This window comes from Kribbella sp. NPDC058245 (assembly GCF_042882005.1).
Classification (GTDB): Bacteria; Actinomycetota; Actinomycetes; order Propionibacteriales; family Kribbellaceae; genus Kribbella.
The window spans coordinates 12964-35034 of record NZ_JBHVWY010000007.1; the positions used below are offsets into that span (position 1 = coordinate 12964).

Annotated in this window: 21 protein-coding genes; 10 read left to right on the forward strand and 11 right to left on the reverse strand. The window is 68.1% G+C overall.

From position 1 onward, the window contains the following. Positions 1-131: 131 nt before the first annotated feature. Genes ACFVWG_RS17855 through ACFVWG_RS17875 form a run of 5 tightly spaced genes read left to right on the forward strand, consistent with a single transcriptional unit; the run spans position 132 to position 5905 of the window. Positions 132-965 (forward strand): MIP/aquaporin family protein, encoded by an 834-nt coding sequence (locus ACFVWG_RS17855; protein ID WP_391544397.1) that lies wholly within the window; start codon positions 132-134, stop codon positions 963-965. Positions 966-984: 19 nt separating this feature from the next. After that, the gene (gene glpK / locus ACFVWG_RS17860; RefSeq protein WP_391544398.1) at positions 985-2502 is read left to right on the forward strand and encodes a glycerol kinase GlpK; all 1518 of its coding nucleotides are present in this window, start codon (positions 985-987) and stop codon (positions 2500-2502) included. Between the two features lie 46 nt (positions 2503-2548). Beyond that, positions 2549-4261, forward strand: coding sequence for a glycerol-3-phosphate dehydrogenase/oxidase (locus ACFVWG_RS17865; protein ID WP_391544399.1), 1713 nt, complete (start codon positions 2549-2551; stop codon positions 4259-4261). Continuing rightward, entirely contained in the window at positions 4261-5061 is an 801-nt protein-coding gene (locus ACFVWG_RS17870; RefSeq protein ID WP_391544781.1) for a GNAT family N-acetyltransferase, read from the forward strand. Before ACFVWG_RS17865 ends, ACFVWG_RS17870 begins: the two co-directional genes overlap by 1 nt. Before the next feature lie 34 nt (positions 5062-5095). After that, entirely contained in the window at positions 5096-5905 is an 810-nt protein-coding gene (locus ACFVWG_RS17875; RefSeq protein WP_391544400.1) for a GNAT family N-acetyltransferase, read from the forward strand. 47 nt (positions 5906-5952) lie between these two features. Here the strand turns inward: ACFVWG_RS17875 and ACFVWG_RS17880 are convergent, their stop codons facing one another. Next, the gene (locus ACFVWG_RS17880; RefSeq protein ID WP_391544401.1) at positions 5953-6324 is read right to left on the reverse strand and encodes a hypothetical protein; all 372 of its coding nucleotides are present in this window, start codon (positions 6322-6324) and stop codon (positions 5953-5955) included. Next, positions 6324-7739, reverse strand: coding sequence for an FAD-dependent oxidoreductase (locus ACFVWG_RS17885; RefSeq protein ID WP_391544402.1), 1416 nt, complete (start codon positions 7737-7739; stop codon positions 6324-6326). The genes ACFVWG_RS17880 and ACFVWG_RS17885 overlap by 1 nt, the downstream gene beginning before the upstream one ends. Before the next feature lie 89 nt (positions 7740-7828). On the opposite strand from ACFVWG_RS17885, the gene ACFVWG_RS17890 reads away from it, so the two are divergent. The 3 genes from ACFVWG_RS17890 to ACFVWG_RS17900 all read left to right on the forward strand — a co-directional run bounded on the left by ACFVWG_RS17890 (position 7829) and on the right by ACFVWG_RS17900 (position 9842). After that, the gene (locus ACFVWG_RS17890; protein ID WP_391544403.1) at positions 7829-8194 is read left to right on the forward strand and encodes an ArsR/SmtB family transcription factor; all 366 of its coding nucleotides are present in this window, start codon (positions 7829-7831) and stop codon (positions 8192-8194) included. A 137-nt stretch (positions 8195-8331) separates the two neighbouring features. After that, positions 8332-9411, forward strand: a complete 1080-nt coding sequence (gene arsB, locus ACFVWG_RS17895; protein ID WP_391544404.1) for an ACR3 family arsenite efflux transporter — start codon at positions 8332-8334, stop codon at positions 9409-9411. A gap of 11 nt (positions 9412-9422) precedes the next feature. Further along, a complete protein-coding gene (locus tag ACFVWG_RS17900) occupies positions 9423-9842 on the forward strand; it encodes an arsenate reductase ArsC (RefSeq protein ID WP_391544405.1) in 420 nt (139 codons plus the stop codon). Between the two features lie 172 nt (positions 9843-10014). Here ACFVWG_RS17900 and ACFVWG_RS17905 read toward each other — a convergent pair whose 3' ends face one another. From ACFVWG_RS17905 to ACFVWG_RS17945, 9 genes are all read right to left on the reverse strand, one after another. After that, the gene (locus ACFVWG_RS17905) at positions 10015-10329 is read right to left on the reverse strand and encodes a hypothetical protein (protein ID WP_391544406.1); all 315 of its coding nucleotides are present in this window, start codon (positions 10327-10329) and stop codon (positions 10015-10017) included. Positions 10330-10513: 184 nt separating this feature from the next. Next, positions 10514-12187, reverse strand: a complete 1674-nt coding sequence (locus ACFVWG_RS17910) for an alpha/beta hydrolase (protein WP_391544407.1) — start codon at positions 12185-12187, stop codon at positions 10514-10516. Between the two features lie 12 nt (positions 12188-12199). Further along, positions 12200-12526 (reverse strand): hypothetical protein, encoded by a 327-nt coding sequence (locus tag ACFVWG_RS17915; RefSeq protein ID WP_391544408.1) that lies wholly within the window; start codon positions 12524-12526, stop codon positions 12200-12202. Beyond that, positions 12523-12897, reverse strand: a complete 375-nt coding sequence (locus ACFVWG_RS17920) for a YbaB/EbfC family nucleoid-associated protein (RefSeq protein WP_391544409.1) — start codon at positions 12895-12897, stop codon at positions 12523-12525. The genes ACFVWG_RS17915 and ACFVWG_RS17920 overlap by 4 nt, the downstream gene beginning before the upstream one ends. Before the next feature lie 76 nt (positions 12898-12973). Next, positions 12974-14482, reverse strand: coding sequence for a glycerol kinase GlpK (gene glpK, locus ACFVWG_RS17925; protein WP_391544410.1), 1509 nt, complete (start codon positions 14480-14482; stop codon positions 12974-12976). Further along, positions 14483-15241 carry an IclR family transcriptional regulator gene (locus tag ACFVWG_RS17930; RefSeq protein WP_391544411.1) on the reverse strand — a complete coding sequence of 253 codons (759 nt, stop codon included), beginning with the start codon at positions 15239-15241 and terminating at the stop codon, positions 14483-14485. It lies immediately after the preceding gene. Positions 15242-15276: 35 nt separating this feature from the next. Beyond that, the gene (locus ACFVWG_RS17935) at positions 15277-17796 is read right to left on the reverse strand and encodes an ABC transporter permease (protein ID WP_391544412.1); all 2520 of its coding nucleotides are present in this window, start codon (positions 17794-17796) and stop codon (positions 15277-15279) included. Beyond that, entirely contained in the window at positions 17796-18545 is a 750-nt protein-coding gene (locus ACFVWG_RS17940; RefSeq protein ID WP_391544413.1) for an ABC transporter ATP-binding protein, read from the reverse strand. The genes ACFVWG_RS17935 and ACFVWG_RS17940 overlap by 1 nt, the downstream gene beginning before the upstream one ends. Before the next feature lie 31 nt (positions 18546-18576). Then, entirely contained in the window at positions 18577-19464 is an 888-nt protein-coding gene (locus tag ACFVWG_RS17945; RefSeq protein ID WP_391544414.1) for a RecB family exonuclease, read from the reverse strand. A gap of 327 nt (positions 19465-19791) precedes the next feature. Between ACFVWG_RS17945 and ACFVWG_RS17950 the strand changes: the two genes are divergently transcribed. After that, complete coding sequence (locus ACFVWG_RS17950) at positions 19792-20949, forward strand: site-2 protease family protein (RefSeq protein WP_391544415.1); 1158 nt, start codon at positions 19792-19794, stop codon at positions 20947-20949. Between the two features lie 92 nt (positions 20950-21041). After that, positions 21042-22010 (forward strand): tRNA (adenine-N1)-methyltransferase, encoded by a 969-nt coding sequence (locus ACFVWG_RS17955; RefSeq protein ID WP_391544416.1) that lies wholly within the window; start codon positions 21042-21044, stop codon positions 22008-22010. Positions 22011-22071 lie beyond the last annotated feature (61 nt).

Sequence of the window (22071 nt, forward strand, 5' to 3'; positions counted from 1 at the left end):
GCAGACCAGTGGCGAGGTGGTCCCGTTCGACAATGTCGAACGGCGGCCGTTGTGGTGGCCGCCGCATGCTCCTAGATTCCAGCCAGCCGTGGTCGTCACGGTTGTCTTGCAAGGAAGGGAGGCTAGCCGGTATGGCTACGACCGAAGCGGTCAAAGCGAAAACCCTTCTGGGGGAGTGTTCCGCCGAGCTCGCGGGCACGTTCATCCTGATCCTGTTCGGCTGCGGAGTGGTGGCGCAGGTGGTGGCCGGCGGGATCGGCGACCACGACTCGATCGCGTGGGCGTGGGGACTCGGTGTGACGCTGGGTATTTACGTGGCGGGCCGGATGACCGGCGCGCACCTGAATCCGGCGGTGACGATCGCCCTGGCGGCGTTCCGCGGGTTCAGCTGGAAGAAGGTGCTGCCGTACTCGGTGGCACAGTTCCTCGGCGCGTTCCTGGCGGCGCTGGTCGTTCGGTGGAACTACACCGAGGCACTCAACAAGGTCGACCCCGGACTGACGATCAAGACCCAGGGGGTGTTCTCCACCCTGCCGGGCAACGGCAGCATGGATCTCGGCGTTCACCTGTGGGGCGGCTTCCGGGACCAGATCATCGGTACGGCGATCCTGATGATGGTGATCCTGGCCATCACCGACCTGCGCAACACCGCGCCGGCCGCCAACCTCGCACCGTTCATCGTGGGCCTCCTGGTGGTGGCCATCGGGATGGCGTGGGGAACCAACGCCGGGTACGCGATCAACCCGGCCCGTGACTTCGGACCGCGGCTGGCGTCGTTCTTCACCGGGTACGGAGGGGCGTTCAAGGATCAGTTCGGGGACGTCTATTTCTGGGTGCCGATCGTGGCACCGATCATCGGCGCGCTGGTCGGCGCGTTCCTCTACGACCTGCTGGTCGGGCGTAACCTGCCGATCGCGGACGAGGACGAAGAGCCGGGCCGCATTCCTGAGGAGAAGACCGCATGACGATTTGTGAGGAGTTCTAATGGCTGACTTCGTCGGTGCCGTCGATCAGGGCACCACGAGCACCCGCTTCATGATCTTCGACCACTCCGGCAACGAGGTGGGCAAGCATCAGCTCGAGCACGAACAGATCCTGCCGCAGGCCGGCTGGGTGGAGCACAACCCGACCGAGATCTGGGAGCGGACCAGCTCGGTCATCCAGACGGCGCTGAACGCGAACGGTCTGCATGCCAGCGACCTGGCGGCGCTCGGCATCACCAACCAGCGCGAGACGGCCGTGGTCTGGAACCGCAAGACCGGCCGGCCGTACTACAACGCGATTGTCTGGCAGGACACCCGGACCGACCGGATCGCCTCGGCGCTCGAGCGGGAGGGCAAGGGCGACGTGATCCGGCAGAAGGCCGGGCTGCCGCCGGCGACGTACTTCTCGGCCGGCAAGGTGCAGTGGATCCTGGAGAACGTCGACGGTGTTCGCGCCGCCGCCGAGGCCGGGGACGCGGTCTTCGGCAACACCGATACCTGGCTGCTGTGGAACCTGACCGGCGGTGTCAACGGTGGTGTGCACATCACCGACGTCACCAACGCCAGCCGGACCATGCTGATGAACCTCGAGACCCTGGACTGGGACGACGAGCTGATCAGCTTCTTCGACATCCCGCGGCAGATGCTGCCCGAGATCCGGCCGTCGTCGGACCCGAACAAGTACGGCGAGACGCTCGTCAACGGCCCGCTCGGTGGCGTGGTCGCGTTGACGGGTGACCTTGGTGACCAGCAGGCCGCGACCGTCGGCCAGGTCTGCTTCAACCCGGGCGAGGCCAAGAACACCTACGGCACCGGCAACTTCATGCTGCTGAACACCGGCACCGAGCTGGTCCGGTCGAAGGCCGGTCTGCTCAGCACGATGTGCTACAAGTTCGGCGACGAGGCACCGGTCTACGCGCTGGAGGGTTCGATCGCGGTGACCGGGTCGGCCGTGCAGTGGCTGCGCGACCAGCTCGGCATCATCTCCGGTGCGAGCGAGATCGAGAACCTGGCCCGGACGGTCCCGGACAACGGTGGCGTGTACTTCGTGCCCGCGTTCTCCGGCCTGTTCGCGCCGTACTGGCGCTCCGACGCCCGCGGCGCGATCGTCGGGCTGTCGCGGTTCAACACCAACGCTCACCTGGCGCGCGCAACACTGGAAGCGATCTGCTACCAGAGCAAGGACGTGACAGATGCGATGGAGAAGGACTCCGGCGTGACGCTGGACGTGCTGAAGGTCGACGGCGGTGTCACGGCCAACGAGCTGGCCATGCAGATGCAGGCCGACATCCTCGGCGTACCGGTGAGCAAGCCGGTCGTGGCCGAGACCACGGCCCTGGGTGCGGCGTACGCGGCCGGCCTGGCGGTCGGGTTCTGGAAGAACAAGGAAGAGCTCGTCCAGAACTGGAACGAGGACAAGCGGTGGGAGCCGCAGTGGAACGACGAGCAGCGCGCGAAGGGGTACGCCGGATGGCAGAAGGCCGTCTCGCGCACTCTTGACTGGGTCGACGTCGACTAGATCACCAGTACTCAGCTAGCTAAGTAATCGGAAGGAAGGCAGCACAGTGGCGGTAGTGGCTCTGTCACCGCAAGCAAGGGCCGACGCGATCGACGCGATGGCCGACGGACGAGAGCTGGACGTCCTGGTGATCGGTGGCGGGGTGGTCGGCACCGGGTCGGCACTCGACGCCGCGACCCGGGGCCTGACCACCGGACTGCTGGAGGCCCGCGACTTCGCGAGCGGTACTTCCAGCCGTTCCAGCAAGCTGATCCACGGTGGTCTGCGCTACCTGGAGATGCTCGACTTCCGACTGGTGCACGAGGCGTTGCAGGAGCGCGGCCTGCTCCTGCAACGCCTGGCACCGCACCTGGTCAAGCCGGTGCCGTTCCTCTACCCGCTCCAGCACCGCTGGTGGGAGCGGTTCTACGCCGGCGCCGGCGTCGCCCTGTACGACGGCATGGCCGTCAGCTCGGGTCTCGGCGCGGGCCTGCCGATCCACAAGCACCTGACGCGGCGCGGCGCGATGCGACTGGTTCCGTCGCTGAAGAAGTCGGCGCTGGTCGGTGCACTCCTGTACTACGACGCGCAGGTGGACGACGCCCGCCACACGATGGAGCTCGCGCGGACGGCAGCAACGTACGGCGCTCATGTCGCGAACCGGGTCAAGGTCACCGGTTTCCTGCGTCAGGGCGAGCGCGTCACCGGCGTACAGGCCAAGGACCTGGAGAGCGGGCGCGAGTTCGAGGTCCGCGCCAAGCAGGTCGTGAACGCGACCGGTGTCTGGACCGACGACACGCAGGCGATGGTGGGGGAGCGCGGTCAGTACCACGTGCGCGCCTCGAAGGGCATCCACCTCGTCGTGCCCAAGGACCGGATCCAGTCCAGCACCGGGATGATCCTGCGCACCGAGAAGTCGGTGCTGTTCATCATCCCGTGGGGCCGGCACTGGCTGATCGGCACCACCGACACCGACTGGAACCTGGACAAGGCGCACCCGGCCGCGACCAGCAAGGACATCGAGTACCTGCTCGACCACGTGAACTCCGTGCTCGTCACCCCGCTGACCCGCGAGGACGTCGAGGGCGTGTACGCCGGACTCCGGCCGCTGCTGGCCGGCGAGTCGGAGAGCACGTCGAAGCTGTCGCGTGAACACGTCGTCGCGCACGCCGCACCTGGTCTCGTGGTTGTTGCCGGTGGCAAGTACACGACGTACCGGGTGATGGCCAAGGACGCGATCGACGCGGCCGCGGCGGCACTGGACGGACGAGTGCCGAAGTCGGTCACCAAGACCACGCCCCTGGTCGGCGCGGACGGCTACCAGGCGCTGTGGAACCAGCGGCACCTGATCGCGCAACGCTCCGGTCTGCATGTTGCCCGGATCGAGCACCTGCTCAACCGGTACGGCGCTTTGATCGACGAGGTGCTCGCGCTGGTCGAGGAGGACCCGTCGCTGGGTGAGCAGTTGCCCGGCACGCAGGACTACCTGAAGGCCGAGGTCGTCTACGGGGCGAAGGCCGAAGGGGCCCGGCACCTGGACGACGTACTGGCTCGGCGGACCCGGATCTCGATCGAGGCCTGGGACCGTGGGGTCGCTGCCGCCGAGGCCGCGGCCCGGCTGATGGCGCCGGTCCTTGGCTGGGACGACAAGGCGATCGAGCGCGAGGTGTCGTTCTACCTGCGCAGGGTCGAGTCCGAGCGGGCGTCGCAGGATCAGCCCGATGACGAGTCCGCGGACAAGGTCCGCCTGGAAGCGCCGGATATCGTCTCTCCGGCGTGATGGATCTACTGGAACGAGCCGAGGCGGAGTTCGTCTGGCAGCTTGGTGGGGACTCTGGGCCGGGCCCGGAGTCCCTCGGGCTCACCAGGTGCCGGTTCGGACAGGTCGCCGTACTGGCTGCGCCTGGAGACACCTCGTTGTTCTGGTCCCGGGCGGCCGGCTTCGGTCTTGACCGGCCGGTCGACTCAGGCGTGATCGGCGAGGTGCTCGACTATCTGCGGTCGGCCGGGTGCACGACGGCGAACCTGAGCATCGCGCCGGAGGCGTTGCCGGCCGACTGGGATGCGATCAGTGCTGAGCATTCATTGACTGCTGGTGGCACGACGGTTCGGCTCGTTCGTGAGGCTGGGCCGGTTGCACCGGTGCCGACCACCGGGCTGCGGATCGAGCCGGTTGGGCCTTCGGATGCGACGGCTTGGGCGGAGTTGCAGCTGGCGGTGTTCGGGATGGAGTCCGCCAGTTTCGGGGCGATGCTGGAGGCTTACACGGACTGGCCCGGAGTGACGGCGTACGGGGCTTGGGACGGGGAGACGCTCATCGGGACCGGGTCGCTGCATGTGACGGGCGCGGTCGGGCGGTTTCTCAACGGCGCCACGGTGCCGGCGTACCGGGGACGTGGTGTGCAGACGGCGTTGATCGCGCGGCGGATCGCGGATGCGTTCGCGCAGGGCTGCGCATGGGTCACCTCGGACACGGCCAAGCCGCCGCCGGATGGTCACAATCCTTCGCTGGCGAACCTGGAGCGGGCCGGGTTCAAAGCACTGCCCGACCGTGCACACCAGGTCTGGCGAACTGAGTGATCCTCGCCTTCCTTTACTGGCTAGAGTAAGTGGTATGGAGCTGACTGAGCGGCTGGAACGGGCCGAGGGCGAGATGATCTGGGCACTCACGCAGAGCACGCCGCAGGTGCTGGCCGCGCTCGGCATCAGCGGGCAGCGGATCGGCAAGGGCGTGGTCGTTGTGATGAGCAACGATTCGATCGACTACTGGTCGCGGGCCTCCGGGTTCGGCTTCGACCGGCCGATCGACAGTGCGCTGGTCGGCGAGATCCTCGATACCGCCCGCGCCGCCGACGCCCGCGCGCTGAACTTCCACCTCGCCCCCGAGGTGCTCCCGGCGAACTGGTCCGAGATCTGCGCCGAGCACGGCATCGTTGCCGGCGGCACCTGGGTGAAGGCCGTCCGCGAGGCCGGCCCCGTCGACCCGGTCCCGACCGACCTGCGGATCGGCGTGATCGAGCCCGGCGAGGCTGCGACCTGGTCGGCCCTGCAGATCGAGGTCTTCGGCATCCCGAAGGATCAGACCGACCTGCTCACCGCCTTCGCCTCCGCGCCCAACGTCACCGCGTACGGCGCCTGGGACGGCGACACCCTGGTCGCGACCGGCGGCCTGGTCATCGCCGGCGAGGTCGGTGAATGCGTCAGCGGTACGACGCTGCCGCCGTACCGGGGGCGTGGCGCACAGTCCGCGATCCTGGCCCGCCGGGCCGAAGACGCCTTCGCGGCCGGCTGCCGCTGGGTCGCCTCCGAGACCGGCAAGCCCGGACCGGGCGAGCACAACTCCTCCCTGGCCAACATGGAGCGCGTCGGCTTCAAGGTCGCCTACGACCGCCCCATCTACCGCTGGAAGGCTTTGACTGTGTAGAGCGCGACTACAGGTTCGGGTTTCATGTCTCGCCGGTGAACCTGTACCTAGGTGTCAGAGGCAAGTCCTTGTCGCTCCGAAGGTGATGGAAGGTGGTGAGCAGCGACGAACGCCAAGCTGGCAAGGAGGCACCCACCGGCCGCAGTGAGGATCAGCGGGGTGTACCCGACGGCAGAGATCAGGGCTGCAGCTGCAAGTGGCGCGGTGGCGCCGGCGGAGGTGAGGGCCGAGGTGGTCAGTGCGCCGGTTGCTGTGGTGGTGGAGATGTGCAGATCGGTGCGCATCGGTTCGAGCAGGGCACTGAAGGCGTAGTACAGGACGCCGTAGCCGACGGTCGTCGTGATCGCGAGTGCCGCGACGACCTCGCGCCGGATGCCTCCGCGGCCGGTCCGGCCGGCTGCGGAGACAGGCGCGGTCATCAGCTGCAGCAGCCTGACTGCTTGGTTGCGTTGCTGTCGATCACGGTCAGGAGCCCGCCGCTGATACCGGTGGCCAGGCCTCGACCGGCCGATGTAGTGGGGGTCTCTTCAGCCTGGGGCGCTGGGCCGCAGCCTCCGCGGGAGGACTCGTCCTCGGGGAAGGCGAGGTTCGAGGAACACACCCCGCTTTCGGGCAGATCGAGCTGTACGTCGCGGGCAGCCTCCCAATCACCGGCCAGCGCCGCAACGATCGAGCGGGCCTGCTCGTAACCAGTGGCCAGCAGGAACGTCGGAGCTCGGCCGTAGGACTTCGCACCGACAGCGTAGTAGCCGGGCTCAGGATGGGTGAGTTCATCGACGCCATGCGGTGGCACGGTGCCGCACGAGTGCTGGTTCGGGTCGATGAGCGGCGCGAGCGCGCGGGTCGAACCCATGATCGGGTCGAGGTCGAGGCGCAGTTCGGCGACGATGTCGTGGTCGGGGCGGAAGCCGGTCGAGTTCACGACCGTGTCCACGACGACGCGCTGGTCACCGGCGACGAGCTCCACGCGGCCGTCGACGGTCGGGACCAGTTCTTCGGTTCGGAAGCCGCTCACCAAGCTCACATGGCCCGACTGCACGAGCTGCTTGAGTCGCGTGCCGAGTGCGCCTCGCGCGGGAAGTTCGTCGGCCTCGCCACCGCCGTACGTGCGCGCCTGGTCAGTGCCACGAACAACCCACAAAACCTCGGTTCCGGGTACCTCGCCGGCCAACTCACCCAGCTCTAGCAGGGTGGTCGACGCCGAGTGCCCGGCACCGAGAACCGCCGTACGACGACCTGCAAAGCGCTCACGGTCCCGGCCCAGCACGTCGGGCAGGGCGTGCGCGACGTGGTCGGCGGCGGCCGCTTCTCCTCGGGCGGGGATTCCGGAGCCGCCGAGGACATTCGGGCGACGCCATGTACCGGCTGCGTCGATCACAGCAGAGGCGTGCAGCTCGGTACCATCGGCAAGACGGATCAGGAACGGCGCCTTCTCGCGGCCGTCGGTGCGGATCCGGTCGAATCCGGACCGGGTCACCGCCGTGACCTCGGCGCCGTACCGGATGCGGTCGGTCAACTGAGGGGTCTTGGTCAGCGGTTCGAGGTAAGAATCGATCAGATCGCCACCGGTCGGCAGCGCGCCGAGGTCGGGTTCGCTCCAACCGCCGGCCTGCTCCAGCAGCCGCTTCGCTGCGGAGTCGATGTCATAGCGCCACGGGCTGAACAGCTTCACGTGCCGCCACTCCTCGATCGCGGCCGCGACTCCCGGCCCCGACTCCAGGACCAGGAAATCAACCCCGCGCTCAGCCAGGTGCGCTGCGGCGGCAAGACCAACCGGACCCGCACCGATGACGACCACAGGCCCCGCCGGAGCCGTCACGTTCTGCTCACTCACGATCGCTCTCCCAACACCACTATGTAGAAGTTCATCTAATCAACGATGCCCACCTTGCATCCTGGTTAGACGGAAGTCAAGATAGACGCATGTCGAAACAACGGGCCGAGACGGCCAACCGTGGAGGCGGGTGCTGCACCCCGATCTCGGTGGCCCCGCTGAACGAGTCAGCAGCCACTGAAGGCGCGGCGGCCTTCAAGGCGCTGGCCGATCCGATCCGGTTGCGACTGATGTCGATCATCGCTTCAGCCGGTGAAGAAGTCTGCGTCTGCGACATCACGCCACACTTCAATGTCTCCGGCCCGACGATCTCCCACCACCTGCGGGTGCTGCGCGAATCCGGTCTCGTGGACTGCGAGCGGCGCGGTACCTGGGTCTATTACTGGCCGATCCCTGCGCGGCTTGAATGGATCTCGCGATTGCTGTCCGTCCCGGAAGCATCCCTGAGCGTCTAGCGCCGGCCGTCACCCGAGAACCCGCTTGCCCTGCCCACGGGAGATTTCGTCATGCCTCCATCCGCTGAAGAACTGGCCCTGCTCGACACCGACGCCCGCGTCCGGGACCTGCTCGACGAACTGACCGGAGACACTGCATGACCGACACCGTCAACCGCACCGCGACATTGCCGGTCACCAAGCAACTCTCGTTCCTGGACCGGTACCTCGCGCTCTGGATTCTCGTTGCCATGGGCATCGGTCTGCTGCTCGGCCGGGTCGTGCCGGGCCTCGACGACGCACTCGACGCGGTCAAGGCCGGATCGGTCAGCCTGCCGATCGCCATCGGCCTGCTGCTGATGATGTACCCGGTCCTGGCCAAGGTCCGCTACACCGAAACCGGCCGCGTCACCGGCGACCGCAGACTCCTCGTCTCGTCACTGGCCCTGAACTGGATCATCGGCCCGGCGCTGATGTTTGCGCTCGCCTGGCTCCTGCTGCCCGACCTGCCCGAGTACCGAACCGGACTGATCATCGTCGGGCTCGCCCGGTGCATCGCGATGGTGCTGATCTGGAACGACCTGTCCTGCGGTGACCGCGAAGCGGCCGCCGTACTGGTCGCGATCAACTCCGTCTTCCAGATCGTCGCCTTCGCCGCCCTCGGCTGGTTCTATCTGCAGATCCTGCCCGGCTGGCTCGGCCTGGCCACCACCAGCGCCGAGTTCTCGATCGGTGCCATCGCCATCAGCGTGCTGGTTTTCCTCGGCATCCCACTGGCAGCCGGATACCTCACCCGCACGATCGGCGAGAAGACCCGGGGGCGGGACTGGTACGAGAACTCGTTCCTGCCCAGGATCGGACCAGTCGCGCTCTACGGACTGCTGTTCACCATCGTCATGCTCTTCGCACTCCAAGGCGATGCCATCACGGGCCAGCCACTCGACGTCGTCCGCATCGCCCTGCCACTGCTGGCCTACTTCATCCTGATGTTCGGCGGCTCGTTCTTGCTCGGCCGTCGGCTCGGACTCGGCTACGAGAAGACCGCCACGCTCGCTTTCACGGCGGCCGGCAACAACTTCGAACTGGCCATCGCGGTGGCCATCGGCACCTTCGGAGTCACCTCCGGCCAAGCGCTGGCCGGGGTCGTTGGCCCCTTGATCGAAGTCCCCGTCCTGGTCGCGCTCGTGTCTGTGTCCCTGTGGGCAAAGAGCCGCTACTACCCTGCAACCACTCGCTAGGAGCCCTTGTCGTGTCCGATATCCCTGAGGTCTTGTTCGTCTGCGTCCACAATGCCGGTCGTTCGCAGATGGCCGCAGCACTCCTCGACCACCACGGCGCCGGCCGCGTCGTCGTACGTTCGGCCGGCTCTCAGCCCGCCAACCAGCTCAACCCGGCCGTCGTCGAAGCCATGGCGGAGCTCGGCCTCGACATCTCCAAGGAATTCCCCAAGCCCTTGACCGAGGACGTCGTCAAGGCATCCGATGTCGTCATCACCATGGGCTGCGGTGACGAGTGCCCGTACTTCCCCGGCAAGCGTTACCTGGACTGGAAACTCGACGACCCCGCTGGTCAAGGCGTTGACGCCGTCCGCCCGATTCGCGACGAGATCGACACCCGAGTCCAAGCACTCCTCGCCGAACTCGTTGCTCCAGTCGAACCGAGCCTCTAAGAGCGAACGGCGGTGCTCGTTCCGGGTCTGTGTCTCCGTAGTGCGCCCATAGAGACCCGACCGTTCAGGGCGCCGCCGGGAGTTGCCAGGTGCGGCCGGCGGCCTGTAGCCAAAGGGGCAGAAGCCCAGCCGTCGCGACGGCTGGGCTTCGTGTCGTGCCTGGACGGCGGGCTCAGCCGATGCTGACGGTGTAGTGGGCGCCGTCGTCGGTGAACTCGTAGTCGCCGGGGCCGTTGATGCGTTTGGCGCCGAGGTTGTCGTCGTCGTCGGGGAAGTCGCCTTCCATCACCGTCAGCACCTTGCCCTGCTCGATCGGGATATCGGCGATGTCCTTGTCGTCGCCGTTGGTGAACTGAATCGAATTCATGATCACGGTGCCGTCGACGGTCAGATAAATGTCGTCCGCGCCGGTGTTGTCCTCCTGTGCGTGACATTTGATCCGGGTGATCTTCAACGCCTGCGTGCTGTCGGTGGAAGCCTGCGCCACCACCGGTCCCACGCCCACTGAAGCCACCCCGAGTGCTACCGCCGCCAAGACCCTCATGGTCGAAGACATTTCATTTCCTCCCGAGTTCGTTGTATTTCCCCGGGACATTAGGCGCGCTCTGTATCAAGCGTTTGAAACTGACATCACAATCCACGCTCTTCGATCCTGGCGAAAAGGGTTGCACTCAGTTGGGAGGAGTCCGGCCGGCGATGATGTCGCCCATCCGGTCGAGGCCGGCCTGGGAGCCGCTGCCTTCGCGCATGTAGTTGTCGTGGGTGCTCTGGTCGATCTCGGTGGGGAGCACGACGTCGCCGTTCTCGGTGTGCACCGTCACGGTGCCGGTCGGCCTCGGTGCGCCGTCCTCGGCGTTGTAGACCCGCGCGCCGAAGCCGTCCTCGGAGGGATCTGCCTGGCCGGGCAGCACCTTGCCGGTGTCGGCGACCATGTCCTTGGGATGTTCGATCACCCAGGTGTGCTGGCGGCCGGTGGTCAGGTCCGTCGCATGCTGCACGCCCATCCCGGGACTGCCCGCGGCGATCATCTCGTCCACCTGCGGATTGTTGCCGTTGGCTGCCGACAGCCCGGCGACGGTCGAGCCGTAGCTGTGGGCGACCAGGCTGTTGTGGGAGACCGGGCCCAGGTGCGTCGCCCGCAGTCCCTGCTGGAACTCCGCCAGCCGGGGTGCGGCTTCGTTGGCCTTGTCCAGGAAGATCGCGTTCGGGATCGAGTCAGGCGAGTTGTAGTCCATCCAGGTGATGACCGAGGTGCTGGGTGAGCCGGCCCTGATCGCAGCCCGGTGCAGTGCGTCGCCCTGGCCCATCAGGGTGCCGGACTGGGACAGATCGGTCAGCGAGCCCGGGACGAACGTGGCGACGTTGACGGCCGTGTCCGGGTTGCCCCGGGCAACGATGAAGCGGCCCTCGTCGGTGGTGTCCAGGCCGAGCAGGAAGAACCCGTCCTTGTCGGGATCGCGCAGCCCGGTCGCCGGATCCTGCGTGGGCTGGGAGTTGAGGGCGTCCTGGATCTTCTGGATGCCGTCGATCTTGCCGACCAGCTCCTTGCGTTTGTTGGACCAGTCGACGTAGCCGCTGTCGTCCAGCGGCGGACCGGCGGCGTCCATCTCCCGCAGTTGGGCCTCCAGGCCGGCGCGCTGCTGGCCGAGTTGGGCCCGGTTCGCGCGGTCGCGGACCGTGGCCGGAATGCCGTTCAGTCCACCGATGAGCTCCGGGTGCTCGAGCACATAACGAGTCTGCTCCTCGTCGGACAGCGAGTTCCACCAGGCGTTCACCTGGAACGGCGTACTGCCGTCCGGTGGAAGCCCCGGCAGCGCAGGCAGCTCGCCGTTCGGTCCGCCGGGTGCGCTCGGCGCCGCGGCTACCTTGACCGCGCCGTACGTCGCGGCTTGGGCAGCCGCGGTCGTCATCAGCGTCTTCACGTGATTGGCCAGCACGGTCACGAAGGTCTGTTCGGCCGCGGCGTACAGAGCCGGCGGCAGCATCAGCATGGCGCCGTACGCGGTCACGTTCGCGTCGATCGTCGCGGTGATGTTCAGCTTCAGGTCCGTGACGAGTTGAGCGAAGGATGCCGCGGCCCGGCCCAGCTGAGCGGTGTCGCTCTTCGTCACCGACGCCTTGACGACCGCCGTGTTCGTCTTGCTGGAGAACTCACGGCCGGCCGAGTCCGGCCAGGCCGCGTCACCGGGTCCGGTACTGAACGTGGCCGCCCGGTCGAACGCCGTACCGGCCTGGGTCCAGGCATCGGCCAGTGCCACGGCCTTCTCCTCATCGGTCTGCGGCCAGCCGGACAGGGCCTTCACCTTCGGCCACAACCCGTACGCCGAGGTCGGTTCGGGGAGCATCGTGATCTTCTTTCAGCCGATCGGGGAGCCGAGCAGTTTGCGCAACGCGGGCGGACTCTGCAGGAACTGGTAGCGCTGAAAGGCCTGGAGGCCGGCCTCGTGCAGATTGCCGAAGGACACCGGCACGCGGTCACCGGCCAGCCGGACCGCCTCACTGGCCGGAGTGAACGCGGCCGTGAACGCCGCACCGATCGCGTCCCCGCCGAGTCCGGCCGCGCCGGCGTCGATCGCAGCCTTCGCGTTCTCCCAGCCGGTGTTCACTTCTGGACCGACCGTGCCGAGCTGCGTCAGATACTGCTCGGCCGGCTCGAGGAACATGTGCAGTACGTCGTCGCTCATCGCCAACCACCTCGGATCGTCGGTCCGCTGCCACCCAGGATTCGGCGCGGCAGATCGAACGCGGGGTCGGCTTCGGGGCGGCCGTCGTCGGGTAACCCGAGCACGCGCCGGCTGACCCGGGTGGTCTGGGCGGCAGCCTCAGTACCGGCCTGGTCGATCGCGGCGAGGATCTGGCTCGCGAGTTCGCCGGTGTTGGTACGGCGGTAGATCCGGGCGTCGAGGTCGAGTGCCGTGACTCGGCCGCGGCCGTCGACCGTCGCGGTGATCAGGCCGTCGGGCGAACTCGCGCTCGCTCGCACCTCGTCGAGTTGCTGCTGGATCGTGGCCAGGTCGTCGGCCAGTGCGGTCTGCTCGGCCCGCAACGCTTCCATCAAGGTCTCCTCCCGTGCTCTGGGACAAGAGGATGACGCGTCGGGCGGGCAGCGGCCGGGTGGTGGCCGCAAGAGGTCACTGGTCTGGGCGGATCCAGTTGAAGGTTCGTTCGACGGCGGCTTTCCAGTTGGCGTACTCGGTGGCTCGGCGGGTGGGGTCCATGTGGGGGAGCCATTGGCCGGCGCGGTGCCAGTTGGAGCGCAGGCCCTCGAGGTCTGGCCAGTAGCCGACGGCGAGGCCGGCGGCGTAGGCGGCACCGAGGGAGACGGTTTCGGTGACCATGGGGCGGACGACGCGGACGTCGAGCAGGTCGGCGAGGAACTGCATGAGCAGGTTGTTGGCGGTCATGCCGCCGTCGACCTTGAGGGCGGTCAGGGCGATGCCGGAGTCGGCGTTCATCGCGTCGACGACCTCGAGGGTCTGGAAGCCGGTGGCTTCGAGGACGGCGCGGGCCAGGTGGCCTTTGGTGATGTAGCCGGTCAGGCCGGCGATGACGCCGCGGGCCTCGCTGCGCCAGTGCGGGGCGAAGAGACCGGAGAAGGCCGGGACGATGTAGGCGCCGCCGTTGTCGTCGACGGTACGGGCGAGTGTCTCGATCTCGGCGGCGGTGTGGATCAGGCCGAGGCCGTCGCGGAACCACTGCACGAGCGAACCGGTCACGGCCATAGAGCCTTCGAGCGCGTACGACGCGGGCTCGTCGCCGATCTGGTAGGCGACCGTCGTCAGCATGCCGTGCTTGGAGCGGACGATCTCCTGGCCGGTGTGCAGCAGCAAGAACGAGCCGGTGCCATAGGTGCACTTCGCCTCGCCCGCGCTGAAGCAGGTCTGCCCGAAGAGCGCGGCCTGCTGGTCACCGAGCGCGGCGCCGATCCGGACACCGGGCAGCACCTCGGTCGCCGTTGCGAAGACGCCGGACGACGGCCGGATCTCCGGCAGCACAGCGCGCGGTACGTCGAAGGCTGCGAGCAGCTCGTCGTCCCATTCCAGGGTCGCGATGTTCATCAGCATGGTCCGGCTGGCGTTCGTGACGTCGGTCGCGTGCAGACCGCCGTTCGCGCCGCCGGTGAAGTTCCAGATCAGCCAGGACTCCATCGTGCCGAACAGCACCTCGCCGCGTTCGGCGCGGGTCCGCAGGCCGGGGGTGTGGTCGAGCATCCACTTGAGTCGGGGTGCGGAGAAGTAGGTGTTCAATGGCAGACCGCACAGATCGGCGAACCGGTCCGGGCCCTCGTCACCGGCGAGTTCGGCGACCAGGCGGTCGGTGCGGGTGTCCTGCCAGACGACGGCGTTGCCGATCGGCTGGCCGGTGGCGCGGTCCCAGAGCAGGCTGGTCTCGCGCTGATTGGTGATGCCGATGGCAACGATCTGGCTCTTGTCGGCGCCGATCTGACGCAACGCGGCCGGTACGACGCGGGTGACGTTTCGCCAGATCTCGGCGGCGTCGTGCTCGACCCAGCCCGGTTTGGGGAACAGTTGGCGATGCTCGCGCTGCGCCACCGACACGAGGCGTCCGCGCCGGTCGAACAGGATGCAGCGAGTCGAGTTGGTGCCCTGGTCGACAGCGGCGACGTACTGCTCGGCCATTCAGGAGTCTCCCCGCAGATCGCGCGCGATCGCCTCGGCCGTGGCTCGGACCATGGTCACGAGGTCGCCGCGATGGCGCATGCGGCTGTCGCAGATCCGCTCGATCCGGCCGGTCAGGCCGACCGCGCCGACGACCAGTCCGCCGAGTCCGCGGATCGGTGCCGCGATGCCGGCGGTCTCCACGGTGTGCTCCTCGAACTCACTCGCCCAGCCGCGGGCCCGGACCGCGGCGAGCTCCTCGGCCAGCTTGGCGCCGTCGACGATGGTTCGGGTCGTGAAGGCCTCAAGGCGCTTCGGCCGGGCGGCGCCACTCGCATCGTAGGCCAGCACGGCCTTGCCCAATGCGGTCGCGTGCGGAGGCAACGTCGTACCGACGTCGAGGTCCTGGTCGCTGTCGTCGGGCCGGAAGACGTGGTGGACGACGACGACCTTGCTCTCGACGAGCCGGCCGACGCGGACGACCTCGCCGCTGCGGGCGGCCAGTGAGTCGGCCCAGTTGATCGCTCGGCTGCGCAGCTCGTTCGGGTCCAGGTAGCTCTCGCCGAGCCGGCCGAACGCGTCGCTCAGGTGATAGTGCGCGCCGCTGCGATCCTGCTCGACGAACCCGACCTGATGCAGGGTCCGGAGGATTCCGTGCACGGTCGTCTTGGCCAGACCGAGCGCGTTGCCGACATCCGCGACGCCCAGCCCGTTGGGGGCGGCCGCGAGCAACCGGAGCACGGCCGCAGCCCGCTCGATCGACTGCACGCTGCCCGGCACACCCGCAGGCTACCGGTGAAACCCCCGCCTGGCTGCTACTCGGTGGCGATGGCTTGGAGGACATTGAGGCGCGCTGCACGGCGTGACGGCCAGACAGCAGCGAGTACGCCGATCAGCGCGGAAACGAGTACGGCGCCGATGAGCTGGAGCAGCGGGATGTCGAGTTTGCTGAGGCCGTCGTCGACGAGCACGTTCTGGATCGCGGCCGCAGTCAGTACGCCGACGGCCAGGCCGAGCAGCGCGCCGAGCAGAGTCACCGCGATCGACTCGACGCGCAGCATCCGGCGCAGCTGGGGCCGGTCCATGCCGATCGCGCGGAGCAGACCGATCTCGCGGGTCCGCTCGACGACGCCGAGAGCGAGGGTGTTCACGATGCCGAGGATCGCGATCAGGATCGCGAGGGCCAGCAGCATGCCGATCACAGTGGTCGCGGCATCGACCGGTCCGCGGGCCTCGGCGGCATAAGCCTGCTGGTCGCGGACCTGGATCGACGGGTAGTCCGTCAGCGCGTCCAGGATCGCCGGCGCGGCCTGCGCCGTACTGGTGCCGTCGGCAACATCGACGTACAGGAGCGAGTCGGCCGGGGCACCGCCGATCGCCTCGTACGTCGGTAGTGAGATGACGATCGCGTTGAGCTGCCGGTTCGGGCTGAGGATGCCGGCGACGGTCAGGCGGTGTTTGCCGGTCGTGGTGATCAGCGTGAACGGCTTGCCGGGGGAGACGCCGAGCGTCTTGGCCAGGGTTCTCGGTACGACGGCTTGGCCGTCCTGCAGGCCGTTGAGCGAACCGGAGTCGAGGCCGACCGTGATCGGCCCGTCGAGAGTGCCGTCGTCGACACCGGTCACCTTGACCGGGACGTCGTCGACCTTGCCCTCCTGCTGACGGACCTGGTGCACGGCCGCGATCCCGCCGACCTTGCGGATCCGGTCGGCGATCTGCGGGCTGAAGGTGTTCGGGTCCGACGAGCTCACGACCAGGTCCGACGTACCGATCGCGGCTGCCACGTTCGCGTCGATAGAGGCCTTGGCCGACGCGCCGATCACCACGAGGCCGCTGATCAGGGCGACCGAGATCATCAGCGCGGACGCGGTCGCCGACGTACGGCGGGGGTTGCGTTCGGCGTTGCGGCGGCCGAGGGTGACCGGGGCCTTGCGGCCGAAGGGCGACATCAGCCCGCGCACGACGTACCGGCTGACCAGGGGACTGGTGAGGACGATGCCGAGCAGAGCCATCGCCGAGGCCAGGCCGATCAGGACCGCGCCCGGCATGCCGCCTGCGTGATTGGCGATCAGGTAGAGCACGACCGCCATCAGCAGCAGGAACGCGCCGGCCAACAGACGGACCAGCAGTGAGCGTTCGGGGATGGTGGCGCCGTCGCGCAGCGCGGCCATCGGCGGCAGCCGGCCGGCGCGGCGCGCGGCGGGGTAGGCGGCGGCAAGGGTGAGGAGGGTGCCGATCACGTAGCAGGCGATGATCGTGGCCGGGGTGATCTGCAGGCCGGCGCTCGGGATCGCGGCCCCGAGCTGGCTGTAGGCGAAGTGGATCCCGGCCGCGACGGCGATGCCGAGCAACAGACCGAGTGTCGAACCGATGAGGCCGATCACGACAGCCTCGGCCAGTACCGTCCCGGTGACCTGGCCGCGGCTCGCGCCGATCGCGCGCAGCATCGCGAGTTCACGGGAGCGCTGGGCGACCTGCATCGCGAACGTGTTCACGATCAGGAACGCGCCGACGAACAACGCGAGCCCGGCGAACATCAGCAGGATCGAACTGAACCCGCCGAACGCCGTGTCGAGCGCGTTCTCCCCGTCGGCCTCGACCTGTGCCGCCGTACGGACCTTGAAGTCTTTCCCGACGGCCGTGGCGATCGCAGCCTGGACCTGATTCGCGTCGGCGCCGGGCTTCAGCGCCACGGCGATCGACGTCCAGCCGGGCTTGCCGAGCAGCACGAGCTGAGCGGTCGCCGAGTCGAACGTGACCAGCGGCGCGCCCGCGGCCGGGCCGGCCTGGGCGGGTGTGGTGATCGCGGTCAGAGTGGCGGTGATGGCTCGGGTCGCGGTGACGATCCTGACCTGGTCACCGATGTCGTAGCCGGCCTTCGAAGCGGTGGACTCGTCCAGCCCGAGCTGCTGGGTGCCGAAGGGCTGTTTGCCATCCAGCAGCCGGAACGGCGACGTACTGATGGCATGCGGCCAGGCCGCGCCGTACGTGGCCAGCCCGTAGGTATCGATCGGTTTCCCGTCGGGTTTGCGGATCTGTACGTCGCTGACCAGCAACTGCGCGTCGGCCTCGGCCACCCCCGGTACGGCGGCCACTTTGTCGGCGACTCCGATCGCGAGCGTCGCCGGCGGCCCGGAGCCGGCCTCGACCGGATCCACGGGCGTGACGGTGATGTCCGCCGTACTGCCGGCGTACTGCTTCTTCAACGCGGTCGACAAGGTGTCGGTGAAGACCATCGCGCCACCGACGAATGCGATCCCGAGCACGACCGCGACCGTGCACAGCACGAACCGCAGCCGATGGGCGAGAACCGAACGCAGACCGATCTTGAGCATCAGCCGGTCACGGCCGGATCGAGACTCTTCATGGTGTCGAGGACGGTCTCGGCAGTCGGGTCGAGCAGCTCCGACCGCAGCCGACCGTCAGCCAGGAACAACACCCGATCCGCGTACGACGCCGCGCTCGGATCGTGGGTGACCATCACCACTGTCTGCCCGAACTCGCGCACCGACCGGTGCAGGAAGCCGAGCACATCGGCCGACGACTGCGAGTCGAGGTTGCCGGTCGGCTCATCGGCGAAGACCACATCGGGCCGCGAAGCCAACGCCCGCGCACAGGCGACTCGCTGCTGCTGGCCACCGGACAGCTCCGAAGGCTTGTGCTTGAGCCGATCGGACAGCCCGATCGTGTCGACGACTGTGGTCAACCACTCCTGGTCGGCCGAACGCCCGGCCAGGTCGAGCGGCAGCGTGATGTTCTCCAGCGCGGTCAGCGTCGGCACCAGGTTGAACGCCTGGAAGACGAACCCGATCCGGTCGCGCCGCAGATGGGTCAACTGCTTCTCCGGCAACCGGCTCAGCTCGACGTCACCGATAAAAACCTGCCCGGCCGTCGGCTGATCCAGACCGGCCAGGCAGTGCAGCAGCGTCGACTTGCCCGACCCCGACGGCCCCATGATCGCGGTGAACCGGCCCTTGCCGAAGTCCGCGGTGAGCTCCACCAGGGCATCGACCTGCGTCTGCCCGACGCCGTACCTCTTGGTCACACCAACAGCCCGGACAGCAGGTGAGTCATCCACGGTCATGCGACGAACGGTATCTACCCGGGGTTCCTCGTCAGCCGTCGACGCTGATCAGGTCGACGCCGGCGGACTCGACCACGACCTCCTCGACAGTTCGTTGGGGCAGGGGCGGCGGGGTGCCGCCCCAGGCGGGGCAGAGCGACTTGTAGTCGCACCAGTCGCAGAGCGGGCCCTTGCTCGGACGCCAGTCACCGGACTCCAGCGCGTGGCTGATCGCCGCCCACAGCGCGGTGACCTTGCGCTCGCAGGCACGCAGGTCGGCCTCGTCGGGGACGTAGCGGACGATCTCGCCGTTGCCCAGGTAGACCAGCTGCAACATCGCCGGTACGACGCCGCGCAGCCGCCACAGCACGAGTGCGTAGAACTTCATCTGGAACAGGGCCTTGGCCTCGAAGAACTCCGACGGCGACCGGCCGGTCTTGTAGTCGACCACCCGGATCTCACCGGTCGGGGCGACGTCGAGACGGTCGACGTAGCCGCGTAGTACCAGGCCGGACTCGAGCGCGGTCTCGACATACAGCTCGCGCTCGGCCGGCTCCAGGGCATTCGGGTCCTCGAGCGTGAAGTACTTGCCGAGGAGTTTGTGGGCCTCGGCCAGCCAGCTCGCGAGCTCCTCGCCGCTGGCGTCCTCGGCGAACAGACTGGCGACCTCGGGCTCAGCGGCGAGTACCTCCTGCCATTGCGGCTCGAGCATCTCGGCCGCATGCTCCAGCGTGCGCTGGCCGCGGGGGAGGTCGAAGAGTCTCTCCAGTACGCCGTGCACGACCGTGCCGCGGACGGCGGCCGACGACGGTTTCTCCGGTAGCCGGTCGACGACGCGGAAGCGGTACTTCAGCGGGCAGCTCATGAAATCGGCCGCCCGCGACGGCGACAACGCCCCGCGCGGATGCCCGTTGACTGGTACCTCGACCGCAACACTCATACCGAAACCCTAGGCGAGGCCATCGACACTTTCTGCCAAAGGGGCGGAAAGGCTCCCAGGTAATTCCGCAGGTCCAGTCGGTCAGCGGGTCGCGGCTGCCGTCGGCCACCTCGTTAACGTCCGAAGGTCCGGAGACGGGCCCTCCGGTCGTTCGGACGTTAGCGCGGGGACCTTGTTAACGTCCGAAATCCCGGAGACGGGCCCTCCGAACGTTCGGACGTTAGCGCGGGAGGGGATGCGGTCAGGGGATACGTGGCGCGCCCGGATGCCGGCGTGTGACCTGGGCTGATAGCAGCTTGTTACCTCTGGACCAGTAGCGTTGGAGTGATGGCTGAGTCGCGTGATCCCCAGAGCCCCGCCCAGCCGGCCGGCCCACCGCCGCCCGGTACCTGGGTCCTCGGTCGTGTCCGTGGCATCCGGCTCACGATGCGGTTCAGCTGGCTGCCGGTCGCGATGCTGCTCGCGTTCGGCTTCTCCGCGGTGATCGGCCAGCAGTTCCCCGAGATCGGTGTCTGGCGTTATGCCGCGGCGTTCGCGTTCGTGGTCGCGTTCACGCTGTCGATCCTGATCCACGAACTCGCACACGCGCTGATGGCCCTGCGGTTCGGCATCGGCGTGTCGGAGATCAACCTCGGCTTCTTCGCCGCCGGGACACATATCGAGGGTGAGCGGAAGACGCCGTTCGAGGAGTTCGCCGTCTCCGTGGTCGGCCCGATCGCGTCCCTGATCGTCGGAGGGCTGGCCTACTTCGGCGCGCAGGCCGTCGACGGCGGCGGCGTCCTGTACATCGCGCTGTGGCAGCTCGCCGTCTCGAACCTGATCGTCGGCGTCACCAACCTGCTGCCCGGCCTGCCGCTGGACGGCGGCTGGGTGCTGCGCGCGATCGTCTGGAAGTTCACCGGCAACATGCACACCGGCACCATCGTGGCCGCCTGGGGCGGCCGCATCATGGCCATCCTGGTGCTCGCGCTGCCGGTCATGCTCCAGGAGATCTGGGGCCGCCAGCCGACGCTGATCGACTTCCTGATCGCGCTCGCGGTCGGGTTCTTCCTGTACATGGGGTCGACCGCCCAGCTGATGAACGCCCGGCTGCGCCACAAGCTGCCCACGCTCCAGGTGCGCACGATGGCTCGCCGCGCGATCGCCGTACATTCCGGGACGCCGCTGGCCGAGGCGGTCCGGATGGCCGGGGTCGCGCAGGCCGGCGCGGTCGTGGTGATCGACGGCGAAGGCAAGCCGCATGCGCTGGTCTCGGAGAACGCGGTCGCCGCGGTTGCGGAGAACCAGCGGCCGTGGACCACGGTGAGCGAGGTCTCCACGCGGATCGCGGCGGGCCACATCATCGGGGTCAACGACACCGGCGAGGAGATCCTGAAGACGCTGCGTGAGCACCCCGCCTCGGAGTACCTGGTCCTCGACGCGGCCGGCAGCGTGTACGGCGTACTGGCGACGGCCGACATCGAACGGGCCTTCCGGGGACGCTGAGCCGGGTCGCCGGTACGGCGGACGCCGGCGACCGTCGTACCGGCGACCTGGGTGACGGCCGGGCGGTGACCGAAAGTTAAGGTGATCGCCTTATGGCTGACTTGCGCGACTTTCCCGACCAGGCGTTCTCCGGGGTCCATCACGGCCCGCTGCAGGCGGGGGAGTGGATCACCCTGCAGGACTCCAAGGGCCGCCGGCACTCCGTCAACCTGGAGCGCGGGAAGGTCTTCCACACCACCAAGGGCGGGATCGAGCACGACGAGCTGATCGACGGCCCGGACGCCGTCGTGATCCGCTCCAAGGGTGGCGTCGAGTACCTCGCGCTGCGGCCGTTGATGGCCGACTACTCGGTCTCGATGCCGCGCGGTGCCGCGGTGATCTACCCCAAGGACACCGCGCAGATCGTCACGATGGCCGACGTCTTCCCGGGCGCGAAGGTGGTCGAGGCGGGTGCCGGGTCCGGCGCGCTGACCACCGCGCTGTTGCGGGCCGTCGGCATCCATGGCCAGGTGATCTCGTTCGAGCGCCGCGAGGACTTCGCCGAGGTCGCGCGCAAGAACGTGACCGGCTTCTTCGGTGCCGAGCACCCGGCGTGGCGGCTCGAGGTCGGTGACCTGGTCGAGAACCTGAACGAGACCGATGTCGACCGGATCATCCTCGACATGCTCGCGCCGTGGGAGTGTATCGACGCCGCGGCGGGTGCGTTGAGCCCCGGCGGCGTGTTCTGCGCGTACGTCGCCACCACGACCCAGCTGAGCCGGGTGGTGGAGACACTGCGGGCACACGGCGAATTCACTGAGCCGCGCGCGTGGGAGTCGCTCGTGCGAGACTGGCATGTGGAGGGTCTGGCGGTTCGTCCGGGACACCGGATGCAAGGTCACACCGCCTTCTTGGTCACTGCCCGACGGATGGCGCACGGGGTTCAGGCACCCCGCAAGAAGCGCCGGCCGGCACCGGGCGCGTACGGCGACGACTACACGGGCCCCCGTCGCGGTGACCCCATTCATGACGCTGTTGAAGATGTGCCGAAGACAACAGGTTCATCCGCAACCGACACGTGATGGGATTCAGCTTGCCCAGTGAGGTTTTCTGGGTAAGGTCCATAGGGTCGAGCCCCACATG

Bases quoted from the DNA above. Each gene is read 5' to 3' on its own strand.
- ACFVWG_RS17855 (WP_391544397.1), top strand. From the start codon at position 132: ATGGCTACGACCGAAGCGGTCAAAGCGAAAACCCTTCTGGGGGAGTGT.
- glpK (WP_391544398.1), top strand. From the start codon at position 985: ATGGCTGACTTCGTCGGTGCCGTCGATCAGGGCACCACGAGCACCCGC.
- ACFVWG_RS17870 (WP_391544781.1), top strand. From the start codon at position 4,261: ATGGATCTACTGGAACGAGCCGAGGCGGAGTTCGTCTGGCAGCTTGGT.
- ACFVWG_RS17875 (WP_391544400.1), top strand. From the start codon at position 5,096: ATGGAGCTGACTGAGCGGCTGGAACGGGCCGAGGGCGAGATGATCTGG.
- ACFVWG_RS17880 (WP_391544401.1), bottom strand. From the start codon at position 6,324: ATGACCGCGCCTGTCTCCGCAGCCGGCCGGACCGGCCGCGGAGGCATC.
- ACFVWG_RS17890 (WP_391544403.1), top strand. From the start codon at position 7,829: ATGTCGAAACAACGGGCCGAGACGGCCAACCGTGGAGGCGGGTGCTGC.
- arsB (WP_391544404.1), top strand. From the start codon at position 8,332: ATGACCGACACCGTCAACCGCACCGCGACATTGCCGGTCACCAAGCAA.
- ACFVWG_RS17910 (WP_391544407.1), bottom strand. From the start codon at position 12,187: ATGCTCCCCGAACCGACCTCGGCGTACGGGTTGTGGCCGAAGGTGAAG.
- ACFVWG_RS17915 (WP_391544408.1), bottom strand. From the start codon at position 12,526: ATGAGCGACGACGTACTGCACATGTTCCTCGAGCCGGCCGAGCAGTAT.
- ACFVWG_RS17920 (WP_391544409.1), bottom strand. From the start codon at position 12,897: ATGGAAGCGTTGCGGGCCGAGCAGACCGCACTGGCCGACGACCTGGCC.
- glpK (WP_391544410.1), bottom strand. From the start codon at position 14,482: ATGGCCGAGCAGTACGTCGCCGCTGTCGACCAGGGCACCAACTCGACT.
- ACFVWG_RS17935 (WP_391544412.1), bottom strand. From the start codon at position 17,796: ATGCTCAAGATCGGTCTGCGTTCGGTTCTCGCCCATCGGCTGCGGTTC.
- ACFVWG_RS17940 (WP_391544413.1), bottom strand. From the start codon at position 18,545: ATGACCGTGGATGACTCACCTGCTGTCCGGGCTGTTGGTGTGACCAAG.
- ACFVWG_RS17945 (WP_391544414.1), bottom strand. From the start codon at position 19,464: ATGAGTGTTGCGGTCGAGGTACCAGTCAACGGGCATCCGCGCGGGGCG.
- ACFVWG_RS17950 (WP_391544415.1), top strand. From the start codon at position 19,792: ATGGCTGAGTCGCGTGATCCCCAGAGCCCCGCCCAGCCGGCCGGCCCA.
- ACFVWG_RS17955 (WP_391544416.1), top strand. From the start codon at position 21,042: ATGGCTGACTTGCGCGACTTTCCCGACCAGGCGTTCTCCGGGGTCCAT.